Source organism: Pseudomonas arabinosi (genome assembly GCF_047758675.1).
Taxonomy (GTDB): Bacteria; Pseudomonadota; Gammaproteobacteria; order Pseudomonadales; family Pseudomonadaceae; genus Aquipseudomonas; species Aquipseudomonas arabinosi.
The window spans coordinates 1156926-1174888 of record NZ_CP180480.1 but is presented as its reverse complement, the minus strand read 5'-3'; the positions used below and the strand labels follow the sequence as shown (position 1 = coordinate 1174888).

Genomic DNA, 17963 nt, shown 5'->3' with positions numbered 1-17963 from the left:
TCCAGTAGGGGTGAGACGCGGCCGCAATTTACTGTGGGCACGCCCTGCCGAGCGCGAGTATAACGGCGAACTGCTCGGCGTTAATCACGGTCCTAATTCATATAGACGCCCCTTCGTTTTCCAGATGACTCAGGAGATTTCATATGCGTGTTCCCTTTCGCTTGATTGGCGGTGTATTGGTCGCGACGTTGCTGACCCAGATGACCGCTTGCGGATCGATTTTCTACCCGGACCGTCGCGGTCAGATTGACGGCAAGATCGACCCGGCCATCGCCGCACTCGATGCCGTGGGCTTGCTGTTCTACATCATTCCCGGCCTGATCGCGTTTGCCGTGGACTTCGCCACTGGCACGATTTACTACGCGCCCGGCGAGACCGCACAGGTGGCCCCGGAAAAACTCAAGGAAGCCATCGGCGCCGACGGCAAGGTCGATAACCACAAATTGCAGACTATTCTCGAAACCGAACTGGGCCGCAGCTTCCCGCTGGATGACCCGCGCCTGATCCAGCACAAGGGCAGCGCCCAGCAACTGGCCATGTTCGGCCTGCAACCTGCCGCGTAAACCGTGCATTTAAAGGAATAGCCGCACTTATGATTTCCAGCTCCGAACACGCCCGCCTGCTGCGTCTCGCGACCCGTGCCTCGGTGGCGGTGGCATGCACGCTGATCGTCGCCAAAGCCATCGCCTGGTGGTTGAGCGGTTCGGTAAGCATGCTCGCCGGGCTGACTGACTCGACCCTCGACGGCGTCACCTCGCTGCTCAACCTGCTCGCGGTGCATTACGCCTTGCGCCCGGCCGATGATGATCACCGTTACGGACACGGCAAGGCCGAATCGCTGGCGGGCATGGCTCAGGCGTTGTTCATTGGCGGCAGTGCGGTGCTGATTGCCTTGCAGGCGATTGATCGACTGAAACACCCGGAACCGGTGGGGGCGCCATGGATCAGTATCGGGGTGATTGTGTTTTCCCTGGTGCTGACCCTGGCCCTGCTGATGTTGCAACATCGGGTCGTCAAGGCGACCGGCTCCAACGCGGTGCGCGCCGATTCCTTGCATTACCGTTCGGACCTGCTGCTCAACGGCAGCATTCTGGTGGCGCTGGTGCTCGCCGGGTTTGGCTGGCATCAGGTCGACCCTTGGTTCGGCTTGGGGATCGCCGCCTACATTCTCTGGAGCGCGATTCATATCGCCCGGGAAAGTTTTACGGTACTGATGGATGAAGAGCTGCCAACGGACGTCAGCCAGCACATGCTCGAACTGGCCTGCAGCGTACCGGGAGTATTGGGGGCGCACGACCTGCGCACGCGGATTTCCGGCAACCAGTGGTTCGTGCAGTTGCACCTGGAATTGCCGGGGGATTTGACCCTGTCAGTCGCTCACGGCATCAGCGACCAAGCCGCCGATGCGATTCACGCGGCTTATCCGCGAGCCGAAGTGCTGGTGCACGCCGACCCGCAGGAAGTAGTGCTGGCAGACAGGGCTCAGAAAGAAACCTGATAACCGCGACTGCTCAGGCAGTTGCCCTGGGCCTGGCGGTAGGCTTGTACCACCGACGGGTCCGGCTGGTAGGTGGCCGTTCGCGGATCGAAGCCACTCTGCTGCACCGCGTATTGATAGCACTCGTAACCGTCCTGGTTGACCTGCTCTGGCGACTGGCCGTTGGCCGGATACGCCACCACGTCATAACCATTGCTGACCGGTTGCGGCTGCGATTGCACGGGCGGCTCGACCACGACGTAATCCTGAGTGCTTTCCTGATAGGCGTAATAAGAACCGGCCGCCAGGAACAACAGCGCACCGCCGATCCACACTTCACGCGCGTAATCGGGCAAGTAGCTGACGCGAATTCCTCGTGGCGGCTGCACCACCACATAACGCGGGCCTTGTGGGCGATACCAGTAGCCGCCGGAGTAGAAGTAATCCTGACCACGGTACGGCACACGGTAATCACGGTCCGGGAAGCGATCGATCACATGACCGGGACGGTACTGCGGGCCGGGGCCCCAGCCATTGCCATGCCCATCCGGGCGACCGGCCCAGCGATGGTCATCGGGACGCGGACCGTTGTTCTGCCAATGCGGGTTGTTATCGTTGCGCCGCGGCACGTCCTGGTAGTGACCACGCTGCGGCTGCTGGGTCTGGCGCACGGTGTCGGGCCGGCCCTGGATCGGCAGGTCGTTGGCTGGTAACTGCGGAGGAGGCGGCGGCGAGCGAACCGGATTGTTGTAATCGTGCTGTGGCCGGGGCTGGTTCTGCCACTGGCCGTTGTTCTGATTCTGGCCGTTGTGCTCGAACTGGCGACTGTTGTCGCCACGAATGATGTCGTTATTCTGCGCACGCGGCGGGTTCTGCTGCGGATTGTTCTGCGGGCGCGGCTGGTTATTGCCGCCGTGCCCCTGATTGTTTCCCTGGTGGCCATCCGACCCGTGTTGCCCGCCATCGGGGCCACGGTTTTGCGGCTCATCGGCCAGCGATTGCGCAGTGACACTGATACACAGCAAACCAACACCGGCCAAACGCCAGATGCGCGACTTCATGCTTTTCCTCACTGCGGGTTAGGGCCTGTACGTAAGACTGGGAAAGCACCGGCCGGTTCTGCAACAGGTTATCAGTCGCGAAACTTATTTATTGAGCGCCGTCGTCAAATTCCGGGCAAAAGAAAAGGGAGACCCGTCGGCCTCCCTTTGAGAACTTCGTCCGTGCTCGACGCTTTTGACGTCGGCTCACCTCACGCCGTCTTCTGGACAGTGTGTAGCTCGGGGGCCGGCTCATCCCCGGTGGGGGTGGCGACCGCAGCAGGCCTGATTGGGCGAGCCGCACTGGACTGTTTGTCCGAGCAGTGATTCTGGTGATAAGAATAGGCTCGCGGCGCCGGCAGAGGATTGCGAAGATTGCTCAAATAAACATCACTTGCGCAATTTTTAACCCTGGATAGATAATCCACCGCAATAGTTATGACAAAGGCCTGATTGATGAGCAAACTCGACCGATACGACCTGAGCATTTTGGCGGAATTGCAGCGTGACGCGCGCATCTCCAACCAGGAGCTGGCCGAACGCATCGGCCTGTCGCCTTCGCCTTGCTCGCGCCGGGTCAAGCAACTGGAAGACGACGGCTATATCTCCCGCCAGGTGGCCCTGCTGGACCGCAAGATGCTCGGTTTGAGCCTGACGGCTTACGTGTTGATCGGTATGGACCGCCATACACCAGAACGGTTCGAGAACTTCGAAGCGGCGATTCGTACGTTGCCGCAGGTGCTGGAATGCAGCCTGGTGACCGGGATGGATGCCGACTATCAGCTCAAGGTCGTTGTGCCGGACATGGACCATTATCAAAAATTGCTGCTGGGACACCTCACCCGGATTGAAGGGGTGACCAGTGTGCGGTCGAGTTTTGTGTTGAATCAGGTGCTCAACAGTACCGAGTTGCCGCTGACTCATCTGCGCAGCTGAGGACTGCTTCTGTAGGAGCTGTCGAGTGAAACGAGGCTGCGATCTTTTGATCTTGTTCTTAAAAGCAAAATCAAAAGATCGCAGCCTCGTTTCACTCGACAGCTCCTACAAGAGCGGGCCCGGCGTCGGTCAGGGCGACGAATAGCTGCGACACGCTGCCGCAGGTCAATACTTCGCCAATCGCCCATGACGTATACTCCAGCGCCTTTTAGCCCCGCCCGCGCTGGAGATGTTCGATGGATCCTGCAGTATTCGAAGAGTGGATGATGACCGGACTGGTCAGCATCCTGATCATTTTCATGGGCTTCATCGTCTGGGATCTGGCGAAGAAATCCAAGGCCGGCCGCTTTGGCTCGTTCATCCTGTTCTTCGTACTCGGCTTGGGCGTGGCCGCATTCGTGATCAAAAGTGTGGTCATCGGCCTGATCGAATCCGGTACGTTATAAACGCGCCGGCACTTCCTTCCACTGGCCCTGATCGAGCCCTTCGATCGACCAGTCGCCGATTCTGACCCGCACCAGACGCAACGTTGGCAAGCCGACCGCCGCAGTCATGCGCCGTACCTGACGGTTGCGCCCTTCGCGAATCACCAATTCCAGCCAGCTCGTCGGAACGCTTTTGCGAAAGCGTACGGGCGGGTTGCGTGGCCACAGTTCAGGTTCTTCAAGCTGCCGCGCCTCAGCCGGTAGCGTCATGCCATCGTTCAGCTCGACGCCATCGCGTAAACGCTGCAATTGCTCGCCACTCGGCTCGCCTTCCACCTGCACCCAATAGGTCTTCGCCAGTTTGTGTTTCGGGTCGGCGATCCGCGCCTGAAGCTGGCCGTCGTTAGTCAGCAGCAGCAAACCTTCGCTGTCGCGGTCCAGCCGTCCTGCCGGGTAAATCCCGGGAATCTCGATGTAGTCCTTGAGCGTCGCCCGCCCTTCTCCGTCGCTGAATTGCGTCAGCACATCAAAAGGCTTGTTGAACAGAATCAGCTTCGGCTCGGCCGGCGGCGCTTTGGCGACACGGCGCGGGGCTGAGGACGATGGCGCAGGCTTCACGCCTGGGCGGCGGGAAACGGGACGTTGAGGACGAGACATGGGAAAAGGAACATCTAACGGTCAGGGCTGCTAATGCTAGTGCCCTGACCGCCAAATGACCACGACAAACCGTTAGCGGAACGGCGGCTCGTCGAAGCTGCGCAGTTTGCGCGAGTGCAGCGAGTTGAGTTCGGTGCGCAACAGATCCACCGCCTCGATGCCGATCTTCAAATGCTGGCTGACCGCGCGCTCATAGAAGGCGTTGGCCGAACCCGGCAGTTTGATTTCGCTGTGCAACGGTTTGTCCGAAACACAGAGCAACGTGCCATACGGAACCCGCAAGCGATAACCTTGCGCTGCGATGGTGCCGCTTTCCATGTCCACCGCCACGGCGCGAGACAGGTTGATCAGCGGACGCTCCTGAGCCCAGCGCAACTCCCAGTTACGGTCGTCGTAGGTCAGTACGGTGCCGGTGCGCAGGCGTTTTTTCAGTTCATCGCCCTTCTCACCGGTGATATTGGCCGCCGCTTGCTGCAACGCCATTTGCACTTCGGCCAGGGCCGGAATCGGAATATTCGGCGGCACGACCCGATCGAGAATCCCGTCGCGGCGCATGTAAGCGTGCGCCAGCACGTAATCGCCAATCGTCTGCGACTGACGCAAGCCGCCACAGTGACCGATCATCAGCCAGCAATGCGGTCGCAGCACCGCCAGGTGGTCGGTGATGTTCTTGGCGTTGGACGGGCCGACGCCGATGTTCACCAGGGTCACGCCATGGCCGTCGCTGGCGATCAGGTGATAGGCCGGCATTTGGTAGCGGTGCCAAACCACACCGGCGGCAATCGCCGAGGCTTCGCCGTGGTCCATGCTCTTTTCGATGATCACGTTGCCCGGCAAGACCATGCGCACGAAACGCGGATCGCTGCGCAACTGTTCCAGGCCATGAACGATGAACTGGTCGACATAACGGTGATAGTTGGTCAGCAGAATCCATGGCTGCACATGACGCCAGTCGCTGCCGGTGTAATGCACCAGACGGCGCAGGGAGAAATCCACCCGCGCGGCGTCGAACAGGGCCAACGGCAGCGGGTCGGTATTTTCCCAATCGTACAAACCGTCGGCGATGCCATCGGTCGCGGCAGACAAATCCGTACTCGGGAACACCCGCGCCAGCACGGCAGCAGTGACGCCGGAGCCGGCCAGTTCATCGCCCTGCTCGACCACGTACGGATAAGGAATGTTTTGCTGGCTGATGCCGACTTCCACCGTCACGGTGAAGTCGTGCATCAACGGCACCAGCTGTTCCAGCAGGTATTTACGGAAGGCGGCGGGATGCGTGACGGTGACGCTGTAAGTCCCCGGCAGTTGAACCTTGGCGTAGGCCCGAGTGGTCTGTGGGACTTCGCCCTGGCAAAGGTAGGTCAGACGCAGTTCGGGATAACGAAACATCGCACGCTGTTCGGCGTCCGGTTCGACTCGATCCTTGAGGTAACGCTTGAGCGCCTGGTTCAGCGCGGTGGTTGCACGATTGTGCAAGAGCGCAAGCCGGTCCACGGCTTGCTCGGCGGTTTGAACGACAATAAAAGCTTCGGTCACGATCAGCATCCTGTGTTCTGACTTGCAGGCCTTCATCTTGCCTGCATCGTCGCTTCACGGGAACAGCGGTTGCTACACAAATGCCAAGTCCATCCTAGATCCAATGTGGGAGCGAGCCTGCTCGCGATAGCGGTATGACAATCGACATAACTGTTGAATGTTGAACAGTCATCGCGAGCAGGCTCGCTCCCACAGTGGATCGGTGTCGATCATAAAAGCGGTGTCGAGCGGGTGACAATCGCGTCCACATCCAGCCCACGTGGCAACGCGCCATACACCCGACCGGCGGAACCAAGGCGACTGGCGATGAAGGCATCGCTGACGGCGCTGTTGCCCGCCTCCAGCAACAGCTTGGCCTGAAGGCCCAAGGCAATGTCTTCGGTGAGCTGACGGGCGCGGTATTGAATGTCGCTGGTGTCCTTGAACGCTGCCTGCAATTGAGTGATGTGTGCGGCCAGGCGCTTGTCGCCATGACCATCACCCAATTCGCTGAACAGTACGTCGAGTACACCCGGCTCCTTCGACAACGCTCGCAATACGTCGAGGCATTGGACGTTGCCGGAACCTTCCCACGTCGAATTGACCGGTGCCTCACGGTACAACCGCGGCAGGATGCTGTCTTCGACATAACCGGCGCCGCCCATGCATTCGGCGGCTTCGTTGATCATTCCGGGCGCGCGTTTGCAGATCCAGTACTTGCCCACCGCCGTGACCAGCCGAGCGAATTTGGCTTCATGGTTGTCATCCAGATGATCCAGCGCCTGGCCCATGCGCAGGCTCAAGGCCAGGGCGGCTTCGCTTTCCAGGGCCAGGTCTGCCAATACGTTCTGCATCAAGGGTTGATCGCTGAGCAATTTGCCGCCGACCTTGCGGTGAGCGCAGTGATGGCTGGCCTGGGTCAGGGCCTGGCGCATCAGCGAACTGGAACCGACCATGCAATCGAAGCGGGTCATGGCGACCATTTCGATGATGGTCGGAACGCCGCGCCCCTCCTCGCCGACCATCCACGCCAGCGCACCACGGAACTCCACTTCGCTGGAAGCGTTGGAGCAATTGCCGAGTTTGTTCTTCAGGCGCTGTATGTAGAACTGATTGCGCGTGTCGTCCGGGCGATGGCGCGGCAGCAGGAAACAGGTCAAACCTTTGTCAGTCTGTGCCAGGGTCAGGAAGGCATCGCACATCGGCGCCGAACAGAACCATTTGTGGCCCACCAGCTCATACGCCTGGCCCGGACCACTGGCGCCGACCGGATAAGCCTTGGTGGTGTTGGCCCGCACGTCGGTGCCGCCCTGTTTCTCGGTCATGGCCATGCCGATGGTGACCCCGGCCTTGTGGGCCATACCGACGTTGCGCGGGTCATATTCGGTAGAGAGGATTTTCGGCAGCCACTGCTCGGCCAGGTCCGGTTGCAGGCGCATCGCTGGAACGCTGGCGAAGGTCATGGTCAGCGGGCAACCACTGCCGGCTTCGGCCTGGCTGTGCAGATAGGTCATGGAGGCGCGGGCGACGTGGGCGCCGGACTGCGGATGCGCCCAGGGCAACGACGTCAAACCGTGCTCGACCGCCGTGCGCATCAGTTCGTGATAGGCCGGGTGAAATTCCACCAGGTCGATGCGATGGCCATAACGGTCATGGCTGCTGAAAACCGGCTTGTTCTGATTGGCCAGGAACCCCGCTTCCATCAGCGGCCCGCCGGCCAGTGCGCCGTAAGCGTCGATCCGCGACTCGGCCCACCCGGCCCCGAAACGCCGCGACCACTCCTGCAACGGCAGGTCGATGCGATACAGGTTGGCGCCGTCCAGCGACGGTGGCTGGTTGGTGACTTCGTGGGTTTCGGCGAACTGATGCAGGTTCATGACGGGGCTCCTTTGATCAGCCAAGAGACTTCAGTTAAGCACCGCCCCCTGGCCGAACAAAGTGTCATATCTGCCTAACTGCCGGCGCTTTCGCCTTGCCTTGGGCACAGCACCCGGCGATAGAGCGCTGCCTGCAGGTCCTCGAATTTCACCGGTTTGCTCAGGTAGTCGATCAAGGCACCGGTCGGGCAGCGTTCCCGATCAATGCTCAAGGCAATCACGAATACCGGCAGTTCGGCGCAGCCCGGCAACGCGCGGATCTGGCAACAGAGGGACGCGCCACCCAGCGATGGAAGCTGGCAATCGAGCAATACCGCATCGAAGGTTTCGCGCTGCAAGTGATCGATCGCGCTAACCCCGTTATCGGCGGTGCGCACCCGGAAGCCCAGCTTGAGCAACATGCCACGCATCACCAGCTGATTGATGCTGTTGTCATCAACCAGCAGGACGGTGCAGTCCTGAGGCAGTCGCAGGCTAGGAGATTCCCGGCTCATCAGGGGCACTGGCGACCGCTCCACCACGGGCAGTTCGAACTCGACGTCGAGCTGGAAGCGGCTGCCACGACCAGGCTCGGAGCGGTGAGTCAGTTTTCCACCGAGCAATTCGACCAGTTGCCGACAGATCGCCAGGCCGACGCCCAGACCGCCGTATTCACGGGTCATCGAGCCGTCGAGCTGGAAGAACCGTTGATACAGCGTCGCCTCCCCCAGATCGGTGAAGCCAATGCCGGTGTCGATCACCGCAAAGGACAGTGCCAGTCGGTCGGGCGCCACGGGTTTACCCGTCACCCGCAGCGCCAGTCCGCCGACCCGAGTGAACTTGATCGCGTTATCCAGCAGGCATTCCAGGCATTGCGCCAACTTGGCGCTGTCGCCGTGCAAGCGATCCGGCAGCCCCGGCGTGACCTCGACTTTGAAGTCCAGCGACTTGCTCGACGCGTTGCCCTCGAACTGCAGGCGCAAAGCCTCGACCACGCCGCGCAAACTGAAAACGGCCGGATAGGTCTTGAGCTTGCCGGCCTGCAACTCGGTCAGGGTGAGGATGCCATTGACCATGCGCATCATGTCTCGCGCCGAACCGGCGGCCGTTTGCTGATATTGCTCCAGCTCCGGGTCCATCTCGACGGTCTGCATCAGCTCCAGCGAACCGATCACACCGTTCATGGGCGTGCGCAGTTCGTGGGTCAAGGTGGCGAGGAATTCATCCTTCAGCTTGTTACTGTGAGCCAGTTGCTGGTTGAGCACTTCAAGCGTTTGACCGGCATCGAACAGGGTCTGTGCCTGTTGCTCGCGCATGGCGTTGATGCGATCGGCCAGCGCCAGGGACAGCAGCGCCACTTCAATCGCCGAGCCGATCTGGCTGGAATACATGGTCAGGAACACGTTTGGCAGGTAACCCAGCACCATTAGGGTGTTGACGATGCCGCCGAGTAAAAACGCCGACCAGGCAATGATGAAATAACGCGCCACTCGCAGACCACGCAGCCAGGCGAAAATCCCGGCGGCAAAAATCACGACGGTGAAGGTCAGTGCCAGCGCCGTCGCCAGGCGCAGGGCCAAGGCGTAACTGGTCATCAACGACAACCCGACCACCACCGCGCTAAACGCAATCAACGCCAACAGCAAGCGGTCGAGCCAACGACTGTAGGTCGCCGTCTGCAAGAAGCTGCGCGCGAACTGGCTGCCGAACAGGCCTGCACAACCGATGAAAAACGGCGTCGCGGCGTTGGCCCACCAGGGATTGTTCGGCCAGAAATACTCCACGGCCGCGCCGTTCACTGACAGCTGATACAAGCCGAACGAGGCGATATAGAAGATGTAATAGAGGTAGCTGGTATCGCGCACGCTGAGATAGATGAACAGGTTGTACACCAGCATCCCCAGCAATACGCCGTAGATCAGCCCCAGCACATACAGTCGGATCGGTTGCTCTTCCAGGTAGGCAGTGCTCGACCACAGGGTGACCGGCGCCTGGATCGACCCTTCACTTTGCAGGCGCAGGTACAGGGTTTGCGCTTGATCAGGGGTGAAGTTCAGATCGAACAGGTAGTTGTTCTGGCGGATCTCGCGACTGTCGAACGGCAAGGCATCGCCGGTCTGACGTGCCAGTTGATAGCCACCGGCCGCATCGGGCAAATAGAGGTCAATGTGATCAAGGGGCGGATAGGCCAGTTCGAGCAACCAGGTGCGCTGCACCGCGGGGTTGTTCGGGCGGTAATGCAGGTCGATTTTCAGCCAGAACACTGAACGCGAGTAACCGGCGTTGAGGGTGGCTTTGTCGTGGAGTTTGAAGTTTCCGGCCGCGGCTTGTGCACGGACATCGGCGATGGTCGCCTGACCGCCCGCGTCTTCGAACACTTGCAGGGTTCGGCCCAGGGGAAGGCTTTGAGTGAATTCGTCGAATTCGACTGCACTCGCCATGAGGGGCAAGCACAACAGCAACATCAGCAAATAGCGCATTTAAGCCCCAGCGTGGCCTGTCCGGTTATCTCAGGAAGCCCCTCATTCCTTTTGAGTAGACGTAAAACCGGTATTACCTGTTATTGGTTTGGATCCACTCTAGCATAGCCGTTGGTGGCCATTAAACACCATTGAAATTTTTCCTACAAAGGCTCTAGCACGGGCGTTCCAGCTCGGCGCACGGGGCTAGAGCTGTTTCGTCAGTCAGCTTGTGACAACGCCCGATTCCCTGTAGCAGCTGGCGAAGCCTGCGTTCGGCTGCGCAGCAGTCGTGAAGTCAGTCGCTGCGGTGTATCAGGCAGACCGCGTGTTCAGGTTTTACGACTGCTGCGCAGCCGAACGCAGGCTTCGCAAGCTGCTACAAAGTCCGTGTCATGACTCGTTGGTCGACTGGTGGTAAGCTCGCGCACCATGAATATCTACAGCTCTCGCCCCGTTGTCCTCTGTCTCTCCGGCCACGACCCAAGTGGTGGCGCCGGCTTGCAGGCAGATATCGAAGCCCTGCTCGCTCAGGGTTGTCATGCGGCCCCGGCCGTCACCGCCCTGACCGTGCAAGACACGGTCAACGTCACTGACTTTCGCGTGCTCGACCGTGAGTGGGTGTTGGCCCAGGCCAATGCCGTGCTCAACGACTCCGAAGTCGCGGCGGTGAAACTGGGCATGCTCGGTTCCCTGGAAATGGTCGACACCGTGGTCGAACTGTTGTCGGCGCACCCGCATTTGCCGGTGGTCTGCGACCCGGTGCTACGCGCCGGTGGCGGCGGACGCCTGGGCAAGGACGAAGTCGGCTACGCCATGCGCGAGCGCCTGCTGCCACTGTCGATCATCGCCACCCCTAACCTTCCCGAAGCCCGCATCCTCGCCGAACTGCCCGAAGGCACCGCGGACGAGTGCGCCGAAAAACTCCTGCCATTCGTCAAACACCTGCTGATCACCGGCGGCCATGGCGATGAACACGAAATCCACAATCGCCTGTACAGCCGCGACGGTCACCGCGAAACCTTCACCTGCCAACGCTTGCCCGGCAGTTATCACGGCTCCGGCTGCACGCTGGCCAGTGCGCTGGCCGGTCGTCTGGCCCTCGGTGAAAATCTCGCCAGTGCCGTGCAGACCGCGCTTAACTACACGTGGCGCACCCTGCGTGATGCGGAGCAGTTGGGCAAAGGCCAGTTCGTGCCGCGCCGCCTGCCGCTGGATTTCTGTTCGTAACTGTCCATGCGTAATGCAAAAAGGATTGCCTGATGAAGCTACGTGGCCTGTACGCCATTACCGATAGCCAACTGTTGGCAGGTAAATTTCTTTCGTGCGTGGAGGCGGCGCTGGATGGCGGCGTCACCCTGCTGCAATACCGCGACAAGAGCAGCGACGAGGCCCGCCGCCTGCGCGAGGCCGAAGCCTTGCGCGATCTGTGCGAGCGCTACAAGACCCAGTTGATCATCAACGACGATGCCGAACTCGCTGCACGCCTGAACGTCGGTGTGCACCTGGGCCAGACCGACGGCCCGCTGATGCCGGTTCGGGCACTGCTCGGTCGCCAGGCGATCATCGGTTCGACCTGCCACGCGCAACTCGAACTCGCCGAGCAGGCAGCGAAGGAAGGCGCCAGTTACGTCGCCTTCGGTCGCTTCTTCAACTCCAACACCAAACCCGGCGCACCGACTTGCAGCCTCGAACTGCTCGACCAGGCCCGCAGCAAACTGCACCTGCCGATCTGCGCGATTGGCGGCATCACCCTGGAAAACGCCGCGCCACTGGTGGCCCACGGGGTCGATTTGCTGGCGGTAGTCCATGGCCTGTTTGGCGCCGAGAGCACGGCTGAAGTGACACGCCGCGCCCGCGCTTTTAACGAATTACTAAAAATCTGATTTGAGAGCCCGATCATGTCTCGTTCCGAAACGCTATTTGCCAATGCCCAGAAACACATTCCCGGTGGCGTGAACTCGCCTGTTCGCGCATTCAAAAGCGTTGGCGGCACGCCGTTGTTCTTCAAGCACGCGGAAGGCGCCTACGTCACCGACGAAGACAACAAGCGTTATGTGGATTACGTCGGTTCCTGGGGGCCGATGATTCTCGGCCACAGCCACCCGGACGTGCTGGACGCCGTGCGCAAACAGCTTGAGCACGGCTTGTCCTACGGCGCGCCGACCGAGATGGAAACCCAGATGGCGGATCTGGTCTGCTCGATCGTGCCGTCGATTGAAATGGTGCGCATGGTCAGCTCCGGCACCGAAGCCACCATGAGTGCGATCCGTCTGGCCCGTGGCTTCACCGGCCGCGACAGCATCATCAAGTTCGAAGGCTGCTACCACGGTCACTCCGACAGTCTGCTGGTCAAGGCCGGCTCCGGCGCCCTGACCCAGGGCGTGCCGAGCTCGGCCGGTGTGCCGGCGGCCTTCGCCAAGCACACCCTGACCCTGCCGTTCAACGACATCGACGCCGTCGAAACCATGCTCGCCGACGTCGGCCAGGACGTGGCGTGCATCATCGTCGAGCCCGTGGCCGGCAACATGAACTGCGTACCGCCGGCGCCAGGTTTCCTCGAAGGCCTGCGCACCCTGTGCGACAAGCATGGCGTGGTGCTGATTTTCGACGAAGTGATGACCGGTTTCCGTGTCGCCCTCGGCGGTGCACAAGCCCACTACGGTGTGAAGCCAGACCTGACCACCTTCGGCAAAATCATCGGTGGCGGCATGCCGGTTGGCTGCTTCGGCGGCAAGCGTGGAATCATGTCGCACATCGCACCATTGGGCCCGGTCTATCAGGCGGGCACCTTGTCGGGTAACCCGTTGGCCATGGCTGCGGGCCTGACGACCCTGCGCCTGATCAGCCGCCCTGGTTTCCACGCCGAGTTGACTGACTACACCAGCCGCCTGCTCGATGGCCTGCAACAGCGCGCCGATGCGGCGGGTATTCCGTTCGTGACCACACAGGCCGGCGGCATGTTTGGTCTGTACTTCAGCGGCGCCGACGACATCGTGACCTTCGATGACGTGATGGCCAGCGACGCCGCCCTGTTCGGGCGCTTCTTCCACTTGATGCTCGAAGGCGGCGTGTACCTCGCGCCAAGCGCCTTCGAAGCCGGCTTCACCTCGATCGCCCACGGCGAAGCCGAGCTGAAACTGACGCTGGATGCCGCAGAGCGCGCATTTGCTGCATTGAAATAACGCTGTGCTGCTGACGCTGGCGATTGCCAGCGTCAGCTTTCACCTGCATTCCCGCCCTTATTCCTAAGCTTCTGCTCAAAATTCCTAGCAAAGTGGGCGATATATTCCCCGCGCAGCAGAAAAACGAGTAAAGACTTTGTAAGGTTGGCCCTGCTTATTTCATAATGCGCGCTTATTGGATCCCTCGATGGGTCCGCGCGCCCTTCAGAGGTAAGTCGATTCCCATGAACCGCACCGGCCGCGCCCTTGCACTGGGCTGCCTGTTGCTCCTTCAGCCCCTGCTCGCGCTCGCACAAGCAGGCGGCAACTCGTTGTTAATCCCAGCGATGGGTCGTTGCACCCTCAATACTCAGCCGCAAGACTTGGCGCAGGCTCTCGCCGCCTGCCAGAAAGCGTCGGATGAAGGGGATGCGCAAGCGCAATACGAGTTGGGTGAGTTCTACTACGACGGCAAAAATACGCCGCGCGACCTCAAAAAAGCCCTGGGCTACTTCGAAAAGGCCTCGCTGCAAGGCCATGCTCAGGCGCAATTCAAACTCGGCACCATGTTCTTCCACGGCGAAGGCGTACCGGCCAATAACGTTCAGGCGTATATCGTGCTGAAAATGGCTGCGGTCAATGGCGCTGAAGAAGCGCTGGACACCGCCGACGAAGTCGCCGAGAAAATGCCCCGCGAAGAACTTGAAGTGGCTACCCAGGTGCTGGGACAAATCTTCCGCAAGTATCTGATGGAATTGCAGAGCGCCGATGGGCGTACGCCGTTCTCACCACTGCCTTGAATTCCGCGTCGTTCTGATTGGCCCCATCGCGAGCAAGCTCGCTCCCACATTTAACCGCGTTCTAACTTAAGGACACGGTCTACTGTGGGAGCGGACTTGCTCGCGAAGGGGGCGACTCGGTCTTGAGGCTTACTTCTCAGGCATCGGCATCGGAAACGGCATGACATTGCCGACCGCGCCGCGGGCTTCGCTGATTTTCGGCGTGCCGAGGCGCTCGACCTCGTCGATCCGCACGATCGAATGCATCGGCACAAAGCTGCGCACAACGCCTTCGAACTGAGCCTTGAGCTTCTCTTCACTCGGATCGACGACCACTTGCGTGCGCTCGCCAAAGACGAACTCTTCCACTTCCAGGAAGCCCCACAGATCACTTTGATAGATCTGCTTGGCATACATTTCGTACACCTGGCCTTGGTTGAGGAAAATCACCTTGTAGATTGGAGCTTCACGTTTGGTCATGGTGGGCGAGCAACACATCGGGGATAAAAATGAGGGCGCGAACTATAGCATAGCCACCGGACGCACAGCGGTAGGAACCTTGAGACATGTTCCCTATAATGCGCGGTTCTTTGAATCACGTGATGACTCTTTCCATGGCCAAGAAGCTTTACATCGAAACCCACGGTTGCCAGATGAACGAGTACGACAGCTCGCGCATGGTCGATCTGCTGGGCGAACATCAGGCCCTGGAAGTCACCGCTCGCGCTGAAGATGCCGACGTGATCCTGCTCAATACCTGCTCGATCCGCGAACGCGCCCAGGACCGGGTGTATTCCCAGCTCGGCCGCTGGCGCGAACTGAAACTGGCCAACCCGGACATGGTCATTGCCGTCGGCGGTTGCGTGGCCAGCCAGGAAGGCGCGGCCATTCGCGACCGCGCCCCGTACGTGGACGTGGTCTTCGGCCCGCAGACCCTGCACCGCCTGCCGGAAATGATCGATGCCGCCCGCGCAACCAAACTGCCGCAAGTCGACGTCTCGTTCCCGGAAATCGAAAAGTTCGACCACTTGCCCGAGCCGCGCGTCGATGGCCCAAGCGCCTACGTGTCGGTCATGGAAGGCTGCAGCAAGTACTGCACGTTCTGCGTGGTGCCTTACACCCGCGGTGAAGAAGTCAGCCGACCTTTCGATGACGTGATCGCCGAGATCATCCACCTGGCTGAAAACGGCGTGCGCGAAGTGACCCTGCTGGGGCAGAACGTCAACGGTTACCGCGGGACCACTCATGATGGTCGTTTGGCTGACCTGGCCGAACTGATCCGCGTCGTCGCTGCTGTCGATGGCATCGACCGCATCCGCTACACCACCTCACACCCGCTGGAGTTCTCCGACAGCCTGATCCAGGCCCACGCCGACGTACCGGAACTGGTCAAACACCTGCACTTGCCGGTGCAATCGGGTTCGGACCGAATCCTCTCGGCGATGAAGCGCAACCACACCGCGCTGGAATACAAATCCAAACTGCGCAAACTGCGGGCCGCCGTGCCGGGGATTTGCATCAGCTCGGACTTCATCGTCGGCTTCCCGGGCGAGACCGAGAAAGATTTCGAACAGACCATGAAGCTGATCGAAGACGTCGGTTTCGACTTCTCCTACTCGTTCGTCTATAGCCAGCGCCCGGGGACTCCGGCTGCCGATCTGGCCGACGAAACACCGGAAGCGCTGAAAAAAGAACGCCTGAACGCCCTGCAACATCGCCTGAACCAGCAAGGATTCGAGATCAGCCGACAAATGGTCGGTTCGATCCAGCGGATCCTGGTAACCGATTATTCGAAAAAGGACCCCGGTGAACTGCAAGGCCGGACCGAGAATAACCGCATCGTCAATTTCCGCTGCGACAACCCGACGTTGATTGGGCAGTTCGCCGATGTGCACATTGATGCCGCTCAGCCGCACTCGCTGCGGGGCTCGCTGATCCAATAACACCTCATTACCCTGTGGGAGCGAGCTTGCTCGCGATGGCGCCAGATCAGACAACTTAAATGTTGAATGTCAGACTCTCATCGCGAGCAAGCTCGCTCCCACAGGGGAAGGTGTTCAACATTGGTCTGTATAAGACCTTTCGCACCCAGGCCACTGGCGTTATCCTTGATTTCATCTTAATTGCCCCAGGGCGGCTAAATACGACCTTGAACGCACCCATAGAACCACATCGTTTTATCCTCGAGCCTTTTGAAGCTCGCCGCTTCGCCAATCTGTGCGGGCAATTCGACGAGCATCTGCGCTTGATCGAACAGCGCCTGAATATCGAGATCCGCAACCGCGGAGACCAGTTCGAACTGATCGGCGACCCCAAGCACACCACCTCCGCGGAAAACCTCCTGCGCCGCCTGTACCGGGAAACCAAGGGTACCGAGCTGTCGCCGGACATGGTTCACCTGTTCCTGCAGGAATCGGCCGTCGAAGAGCTGGACAACGTCTCCCCCTCCGAACCTTCCGTCGCCCTGCGCACCAAAAAAGGCATGATTCGCCCTCGCGGCTTGAATCAGTTGCGCTACGTGAAGGAAATCCTCGGTAACGACATCAACTTCGGCATCGGCCCGGCCGGTACCGGCAAGACCTATCTGGCCGTTGCCTGCGCGGTCGACGCGCTGGAACGCGAACAGATTCGCCGCATCCTGCTGGTGCGACCGGCGGTTGAAGCGGGCGAAAAGCTCGGCTTCCTGCCCGGCGACCTGTCGCAGAAGATCGACCCGTACCTGCGCCCGCTCTACGACGCACTCTACGAAATGCTCGGCTTCGAATATGTCGCCAAACTGATCGAGCGCCAGGTGATCGAAGTTGCACCGCTGGCCTACATGCGCGGTCGCACCTTGAACAACAGCTTCATCATCCTCGACGAAAGCCAGAACACCACCGTCGAGCAGATGAAAATGTTCCTGACCCGGATCGGCTTTGGCTCCACGGCGGTTATCACCGGTGACATCACCCAGGTCGACCTGCCGAAAGGCACCAAGTCCGGGCTGCACCATGTGATCGAAGTGCTCAAGGACGTACCGGGAATCAGCTTCACCCATTTCATGCCCAAAGACGTCGTGCGCCATCCACTGGTGCAGCGCATCGTCGAAGCCTACGAGCGCTTCGAGAATCGCGTGGCCGACGAACCGGCGAAGTTCTCGTCCAAGGACAACCGCCACGATGCTTGAGCTTGATCTGCAACTGGCTACCGACGCGCCTGCCCCAAGCGAAGCCGAGTTCCGCCAATGGTGCGAACTGGCGCTGCGCCAGCGCACCGCTGACTCCGAGATGACCATTCGCCTGGTCGACGAAGCCGAAGGTCGTGAACTCAATCACACCTGGCGGCAAAAGGATTACGCCACTAACGTTCTGTCGTTCCCAGCAGACGTTCCCGACGAATTTCTGGATATCCCGCTACTGGGCGATCTGGTGATCTGTGTGGCGGTGGTCGAGCGCGAAGCCGCTGAACAAGGCAAGGCACTCAAGGCCCATTGGGCTCATCTGGTCATTCACGGCTGCTTGCATCTGCTTGGTTACGACCATATAGATGACGACGAAGCCGAAGAAATGGAAGCACTGGAACGAACGTTGCTTGCAGAGTTGGGCTATCCCGACCCGTATGCGGACGACGAAACAGACACATCCCCTATCGTTACAACAAAGGATTCAGAGTAATC

17 protein-coding genes are annotated in these 17963 nt (G+C 60.2%); 11 read left to right on the top strand and 6 right to left on the bottom strand.

The window, feature by feature from the left end; translation table 11 throughout:
- Positions 1-143: 143 nt before the first annotated feature.
- A complete protein-coding gene (locus ACMXYJ_RS05365; protein WP_415759021.1) occupies positions 144-563 on the top strand; it encodes a polyribonucleotide nucleotidyltransferase in 420 nt (139 codons plus the stop codon).
- A gap of 29 nt (positions 564-592) precedes the next feature.
- Positions 593-1498, top strand: a complete 906-nt coding sequence (locus ACMXYJ_RS05360) for a cation diffusion facilitator family transporter (protein WP_415759020.1) — start codon at positions 593-595, stop codon at positions 1496-1498.
- Here the strand turns inward: ACMXYJ_RS05360 and ACMXYJ_RS05355 are convergent.
- Positions 1483-2538, bottom strand: a complete 1056-nt coding sequence (locus tag ACMXYJ_RS05355) for a DUF6515 family protein (protein WP_415759019.1) — start codon at positions 2536-2538, stop codon at positions 1483-1485. The genes ACMXYJ_RS05360 and ACMXYJ_RS05355 overlap by 16 nt on opposite strands.
- Before the next feature lie 435 nt (positions 2539-2973).
- On the opposite strand from ACMXYJ_RS05355, the gene ACMXYJ_RS05350 reads away from it, so the two are divergent.
- Positions 2974-3453 (top strand): Lrp/AsnC family transcriptional regulator, encoded by a 480-nt coding sequence (locus ACMXYJ_RS05350; RefSeq protein ID WP_007937367.1) that lies wholly within the window; start codon positions 2974-2976, stop codon positions 3451-3453.
- Between the two features lie 236 nt (positions 3454-3689).
- Positions 3690-3899, top strand: a complete 210-nt coding sequence (locus tag ACMXYJ_RS05345) for a DUF2788 domain-containing protein (RefSeq protein ID WP_007937369.1) — start codon at positions 3690-3692, stop codon at positions 3897-3899.
- Here ACMXYJ_RS05345 and ACMXYJ_RS05340 read toward each other — a convergent pair.
- The 4 genes from ACMXYJ_RS05340 to ACMXYJ_RS05325 all read right to left on the bottom strand — a co-directional run bounded on the left by ACMXYJ_RS05340 (position 3894) and on the right by ACMXYJ_RS05325 (position 10386).
- On the bottom strand, positions 3894-4535 hold the full coding sequence (locus tag ACMXYJ_RS05340; protein ID WP_415759018.1) for a pseudouridine synthase: 642 nt from the start codon (positions 4533-4535) through the stop codon (positions 3894-3896). The genes ACMXYJ_RS05345 and ACMXYJ_RS05340 overlap by 6 nt on opposite strands.
- A gap of 72 nt (positions 4536-4607) precedes the next feature.
- Positions 4608-6107, bottom strand: coding sequence for an AMP nucleosidase (gene amn / locus ACMXYJ_RS05335; RefSeq protein ID WP_178082220.1), 1500 nt, complete (start codon positions 6105-6107; stop codon positions 4608-4610).
- Positions 6108-6280: 173 nt separating this feature from the next.
- Complete coding sequence (locus ACMXYJ_RS05330; RefSeq protein ID WP_415759017.1) at positions 6281-7927, bottom strand: acyl-CoA dehydrogenase family protein; 1647 nt, start codon at positions 7925-7927, stop codon at positions 6281-6283.
- A 74-nt stretch (positions 7928-8001) separates the two neighbouring features.
- The gene (locus ACMXYJ_RS05325) at positions 8002-10386 is read right to left on the bottom strand and encodes a 7TM diverse intracellular signaling domain-containing protein (RefSeq protein WP_415759016.1); all 2385 of its coding nucleotides are present in this window, start codon (positions 10384-10386) and stop codon (positions 8002-8004) included.
- A 411-nt stretch (positions 10387-10797) separates the two neighbouring features.
- Here ACMXYJ_RS05325 and ACMXYJ_RS05320 point away from each other — a divergent pair, with 411 nt between their 5' ends.
- From ACMXYJ_RS05320 to ACMXYJ_RS05305, 4 genes are all read left to right on the top strand, one after another.
- On the top strand, positions 10798-11595 hold the full coding sequence (locus tag ACMXYJ_RS05320; RefSeq protein WP_033054181.1) for a hydroxymethylpyrimidine/phosphomethylpyrimidine kinase: 798 nt from the start codon (positions 10798-10800) through the stop codon (positions 11593-11595).
- 32 nt (positions 11596-11627) lie between these two features.
- On the top strand, positions 11628-12251 hold the full coding sequence (gene thiE / locus ACMXYJ_RS05315; RefSeq protein WP_415759015.1) for a thiamine phosphate synthase: 624 nt from the start codon (positions 11628-11630) through the stop codon (positions 12249-12251).
- Positions 12252-12266: 15 nt separating this feature from the next.
- Positions 12267-13550 (top strand): glutamate-1-semialdehyde 2,1-aminomutase, encoded by a 1284-nt coding sequence (hemL, locus tag ACMXYJ_RS05310; protein WP_415759014.1) that lies wholly within the window; start codon positions 12267-12269, stop codon positions 13548-13550.
- A 224-nt stretch (positions 13551-13774) separates the two neighbouring features.
- Entirely contained in the window at positions 13775-14329 is a 555-nt protein-coding gene (locus ACMXYJ_RS05305) for a tetratricopeptide repeat protein (protein ID WP_056744588.1), read from the top strand.
- 129 nt (positions 14330-14458) lie between these two features.
- On the opposite strand, the gene ACMXYJ_RS05300 is transcribed toward ACMXYJ_RS05305, so the two are convergent.
- Positions 14459-14788: a DUF1820 family protein gene (locus tag ACMXYJ_RS05300; protein WP_007894425.1), complete on the bottom strand. Its 330-nt coding sequence runs from the start codon at positions 14786-14788 to the stop codon at positions 14459-14461.
- A 134-nt stretch (positions 14789-14922) separates the two neighbouring features.
- Here ACMXYJ_RS05300 and miaB point away from each other — a divergent pair, with 134 nt between their 5' ends.
- The 3 genes from miaB to ybeY all read left to right on the top strand — a co-directional run bounded on the left by miaB (position 14923) and on the right by ybeY (position 17961).
- Complete coding sequence (gene miaB, locus ACMXYJ_RS05295) at positions 14923-16251, top strand: tRNA (N6-isopentenyl adenosine(37)-C2)-methylthiotransferase MiaB (RefSeq protein ID WP_176471591.1); 1329 nt, start codon at positions 14923-14925, stop codon at positions 16249-16251.
- A gap of 206 nt (positions 16252-16457) precedes the next feature.
- On the top strand, positions 16458-17474 hold the full coding sequence (locus tag ACMXYJ_RS05290; RefSeq protein ID WP_415759013.1) for a PhoH family protein: 1017 nt from the start codon (positions 16458-16460) through the stop codon (positions 17472-17474).
- Positions 17467-17961 carry an rRNA maturation RNase YbeY gene (ybeY, locus tag ACMXYJ_RS05285; protein WP_056744586.1) on the top strand — a complete coding sequence of 165 codons (495 nt, stop codon included), beginning with the start codon at positions 17467-17469 and terminating at the stop codon, positions 17959-17961. The genes ACMXYJ_RS05290 and ybeY overlap by 8 nt, the downstream gene beginning before the upstream one ends.
- Positions 17962-17963: the final 2 nt, after the last annotated feature.

What these genes read in the sequence shown, in the direction of transcription:
- ACMXYJ_RS05365 (WP_415759021.1), top strand. Translation starts at nt 144, where the DNA reads ATGCGTGTTCCCTTTCGCTTGATTGGCGGTGTATTGGTCGCGACGTTG.
- ACMXYJ_RS05360 (WP_415759020.1), top strand. Translation starts at nt 593, where the DNA reads ATGATTTCCAGCTCCGAACACGCCCGCCTGCTGCGTCTCGCGACCCGT.
- ACMXYJ_RS05355 (WP_415759019.1), bottom strand. Translation starts at nt 2,538, where the DNA reads ATGAAGTCGCGCATCTGGCGTTTGGCCGGTGTTGGTTTGCTGTGTATC.
- ACMXYJ_RS05350 (WP_007937367.1), top strand. Translation starts at nt 2,974, where the DNA reads ATGAGCAAACTCGACCGATACGACCTGAGCATTTTGGCGGAATTGCAG.
- ACMXYJ_RS05345 (WP_007937369.1), top strand. Translation starts at nt 3,690, where the DNA reads ATGGATCCTGCAGTATTCGAAGAGTGGATGATGACCGGACTGGTCAGC.
- ACMXYJ_RS05340 (WP_415759018.1), bottom strand. Translation starts at nt 4,535, where the DNA reads ATGTCTCGTCCTCAACGTCCCGTTTCCCGCCGCCCAGGCGTGAAGCCT.
- amn (WP_178082220.1), bottom strand. Translation starts at nt 6,107, where the DNA reads ATGAAGGCCTGCAAGTCAGAACACAGGATGCTGATCGTGACCGAAGCT.
- ACMXYJ_RS05330 (WP_415759017.1), bottom strand. Translation starts at nt 7,927, where the DNA reads ATGAACCTGCATCAGTTCGCCGAAACCCACGAAGTCACCAACCAGCCA.
- ACMXYJ_RS05325 (WP_415759016.1), bottom strand. Translation starts at nt 10,386, where the DNA reads ATGCGCTATTTGCTGATGTTGCTGTTGTGCTTGCCCCTCATGGCGAGT.
- ACMXYJ_RS05320 (WP_033054181.1), top strand. Translation starts at nt 10,798, where the DNA reads ATGAATATCTACAGCTCTCGCCCCGTTGTCCTCTGTCTCTCCGGCCAC.
- thiE (WP_415759015.1), top strand. Translation starts at nt 11,628, where the DNA reads ATGAAGCTACGTGGCCTGTACGCCATTACCGATAGCCAACTGTTGGCA.
- hemL (WP_415759014.1), top strand. Translation starts at nt 12,267, where the DNA reads ATGTCTCGTTCCGAAACGCTATTTGCCAATGCCCAGAAACACATTCCC.
- ACMXYJ_RS05305 (WP_056744588.1), top strand. Translation starts at nt 13,775, where the DNA reads ATGAACCGCACCGGCCGCGCCCTTGCACTGGGCTGCCTGTTGCTCCTT.
- ACMXYJ_RS05300 (WP_007894425.1), bottom strand. Translation starts at nt 14,788, where the DNA reads ATGACCAAACGTGAAGCTCCAATCTACAAGGTGATTTTCCTCAACCAA.
- miaB (WP_176471591.1), top strand. Translation starts at nt 14,923, where the DNA reads ATGGCCAAGAAGCTTTACATCGAAACCCACGGTTGCCAGATGAACGAG.
- ybeY (WP_056744586.1), top strand. Translation starts at nt 17,467, where the DNA reads ATGCTTGAGCTTGATCTGCAACTGGCTACCGACGCGCCTGCCCCAAGC.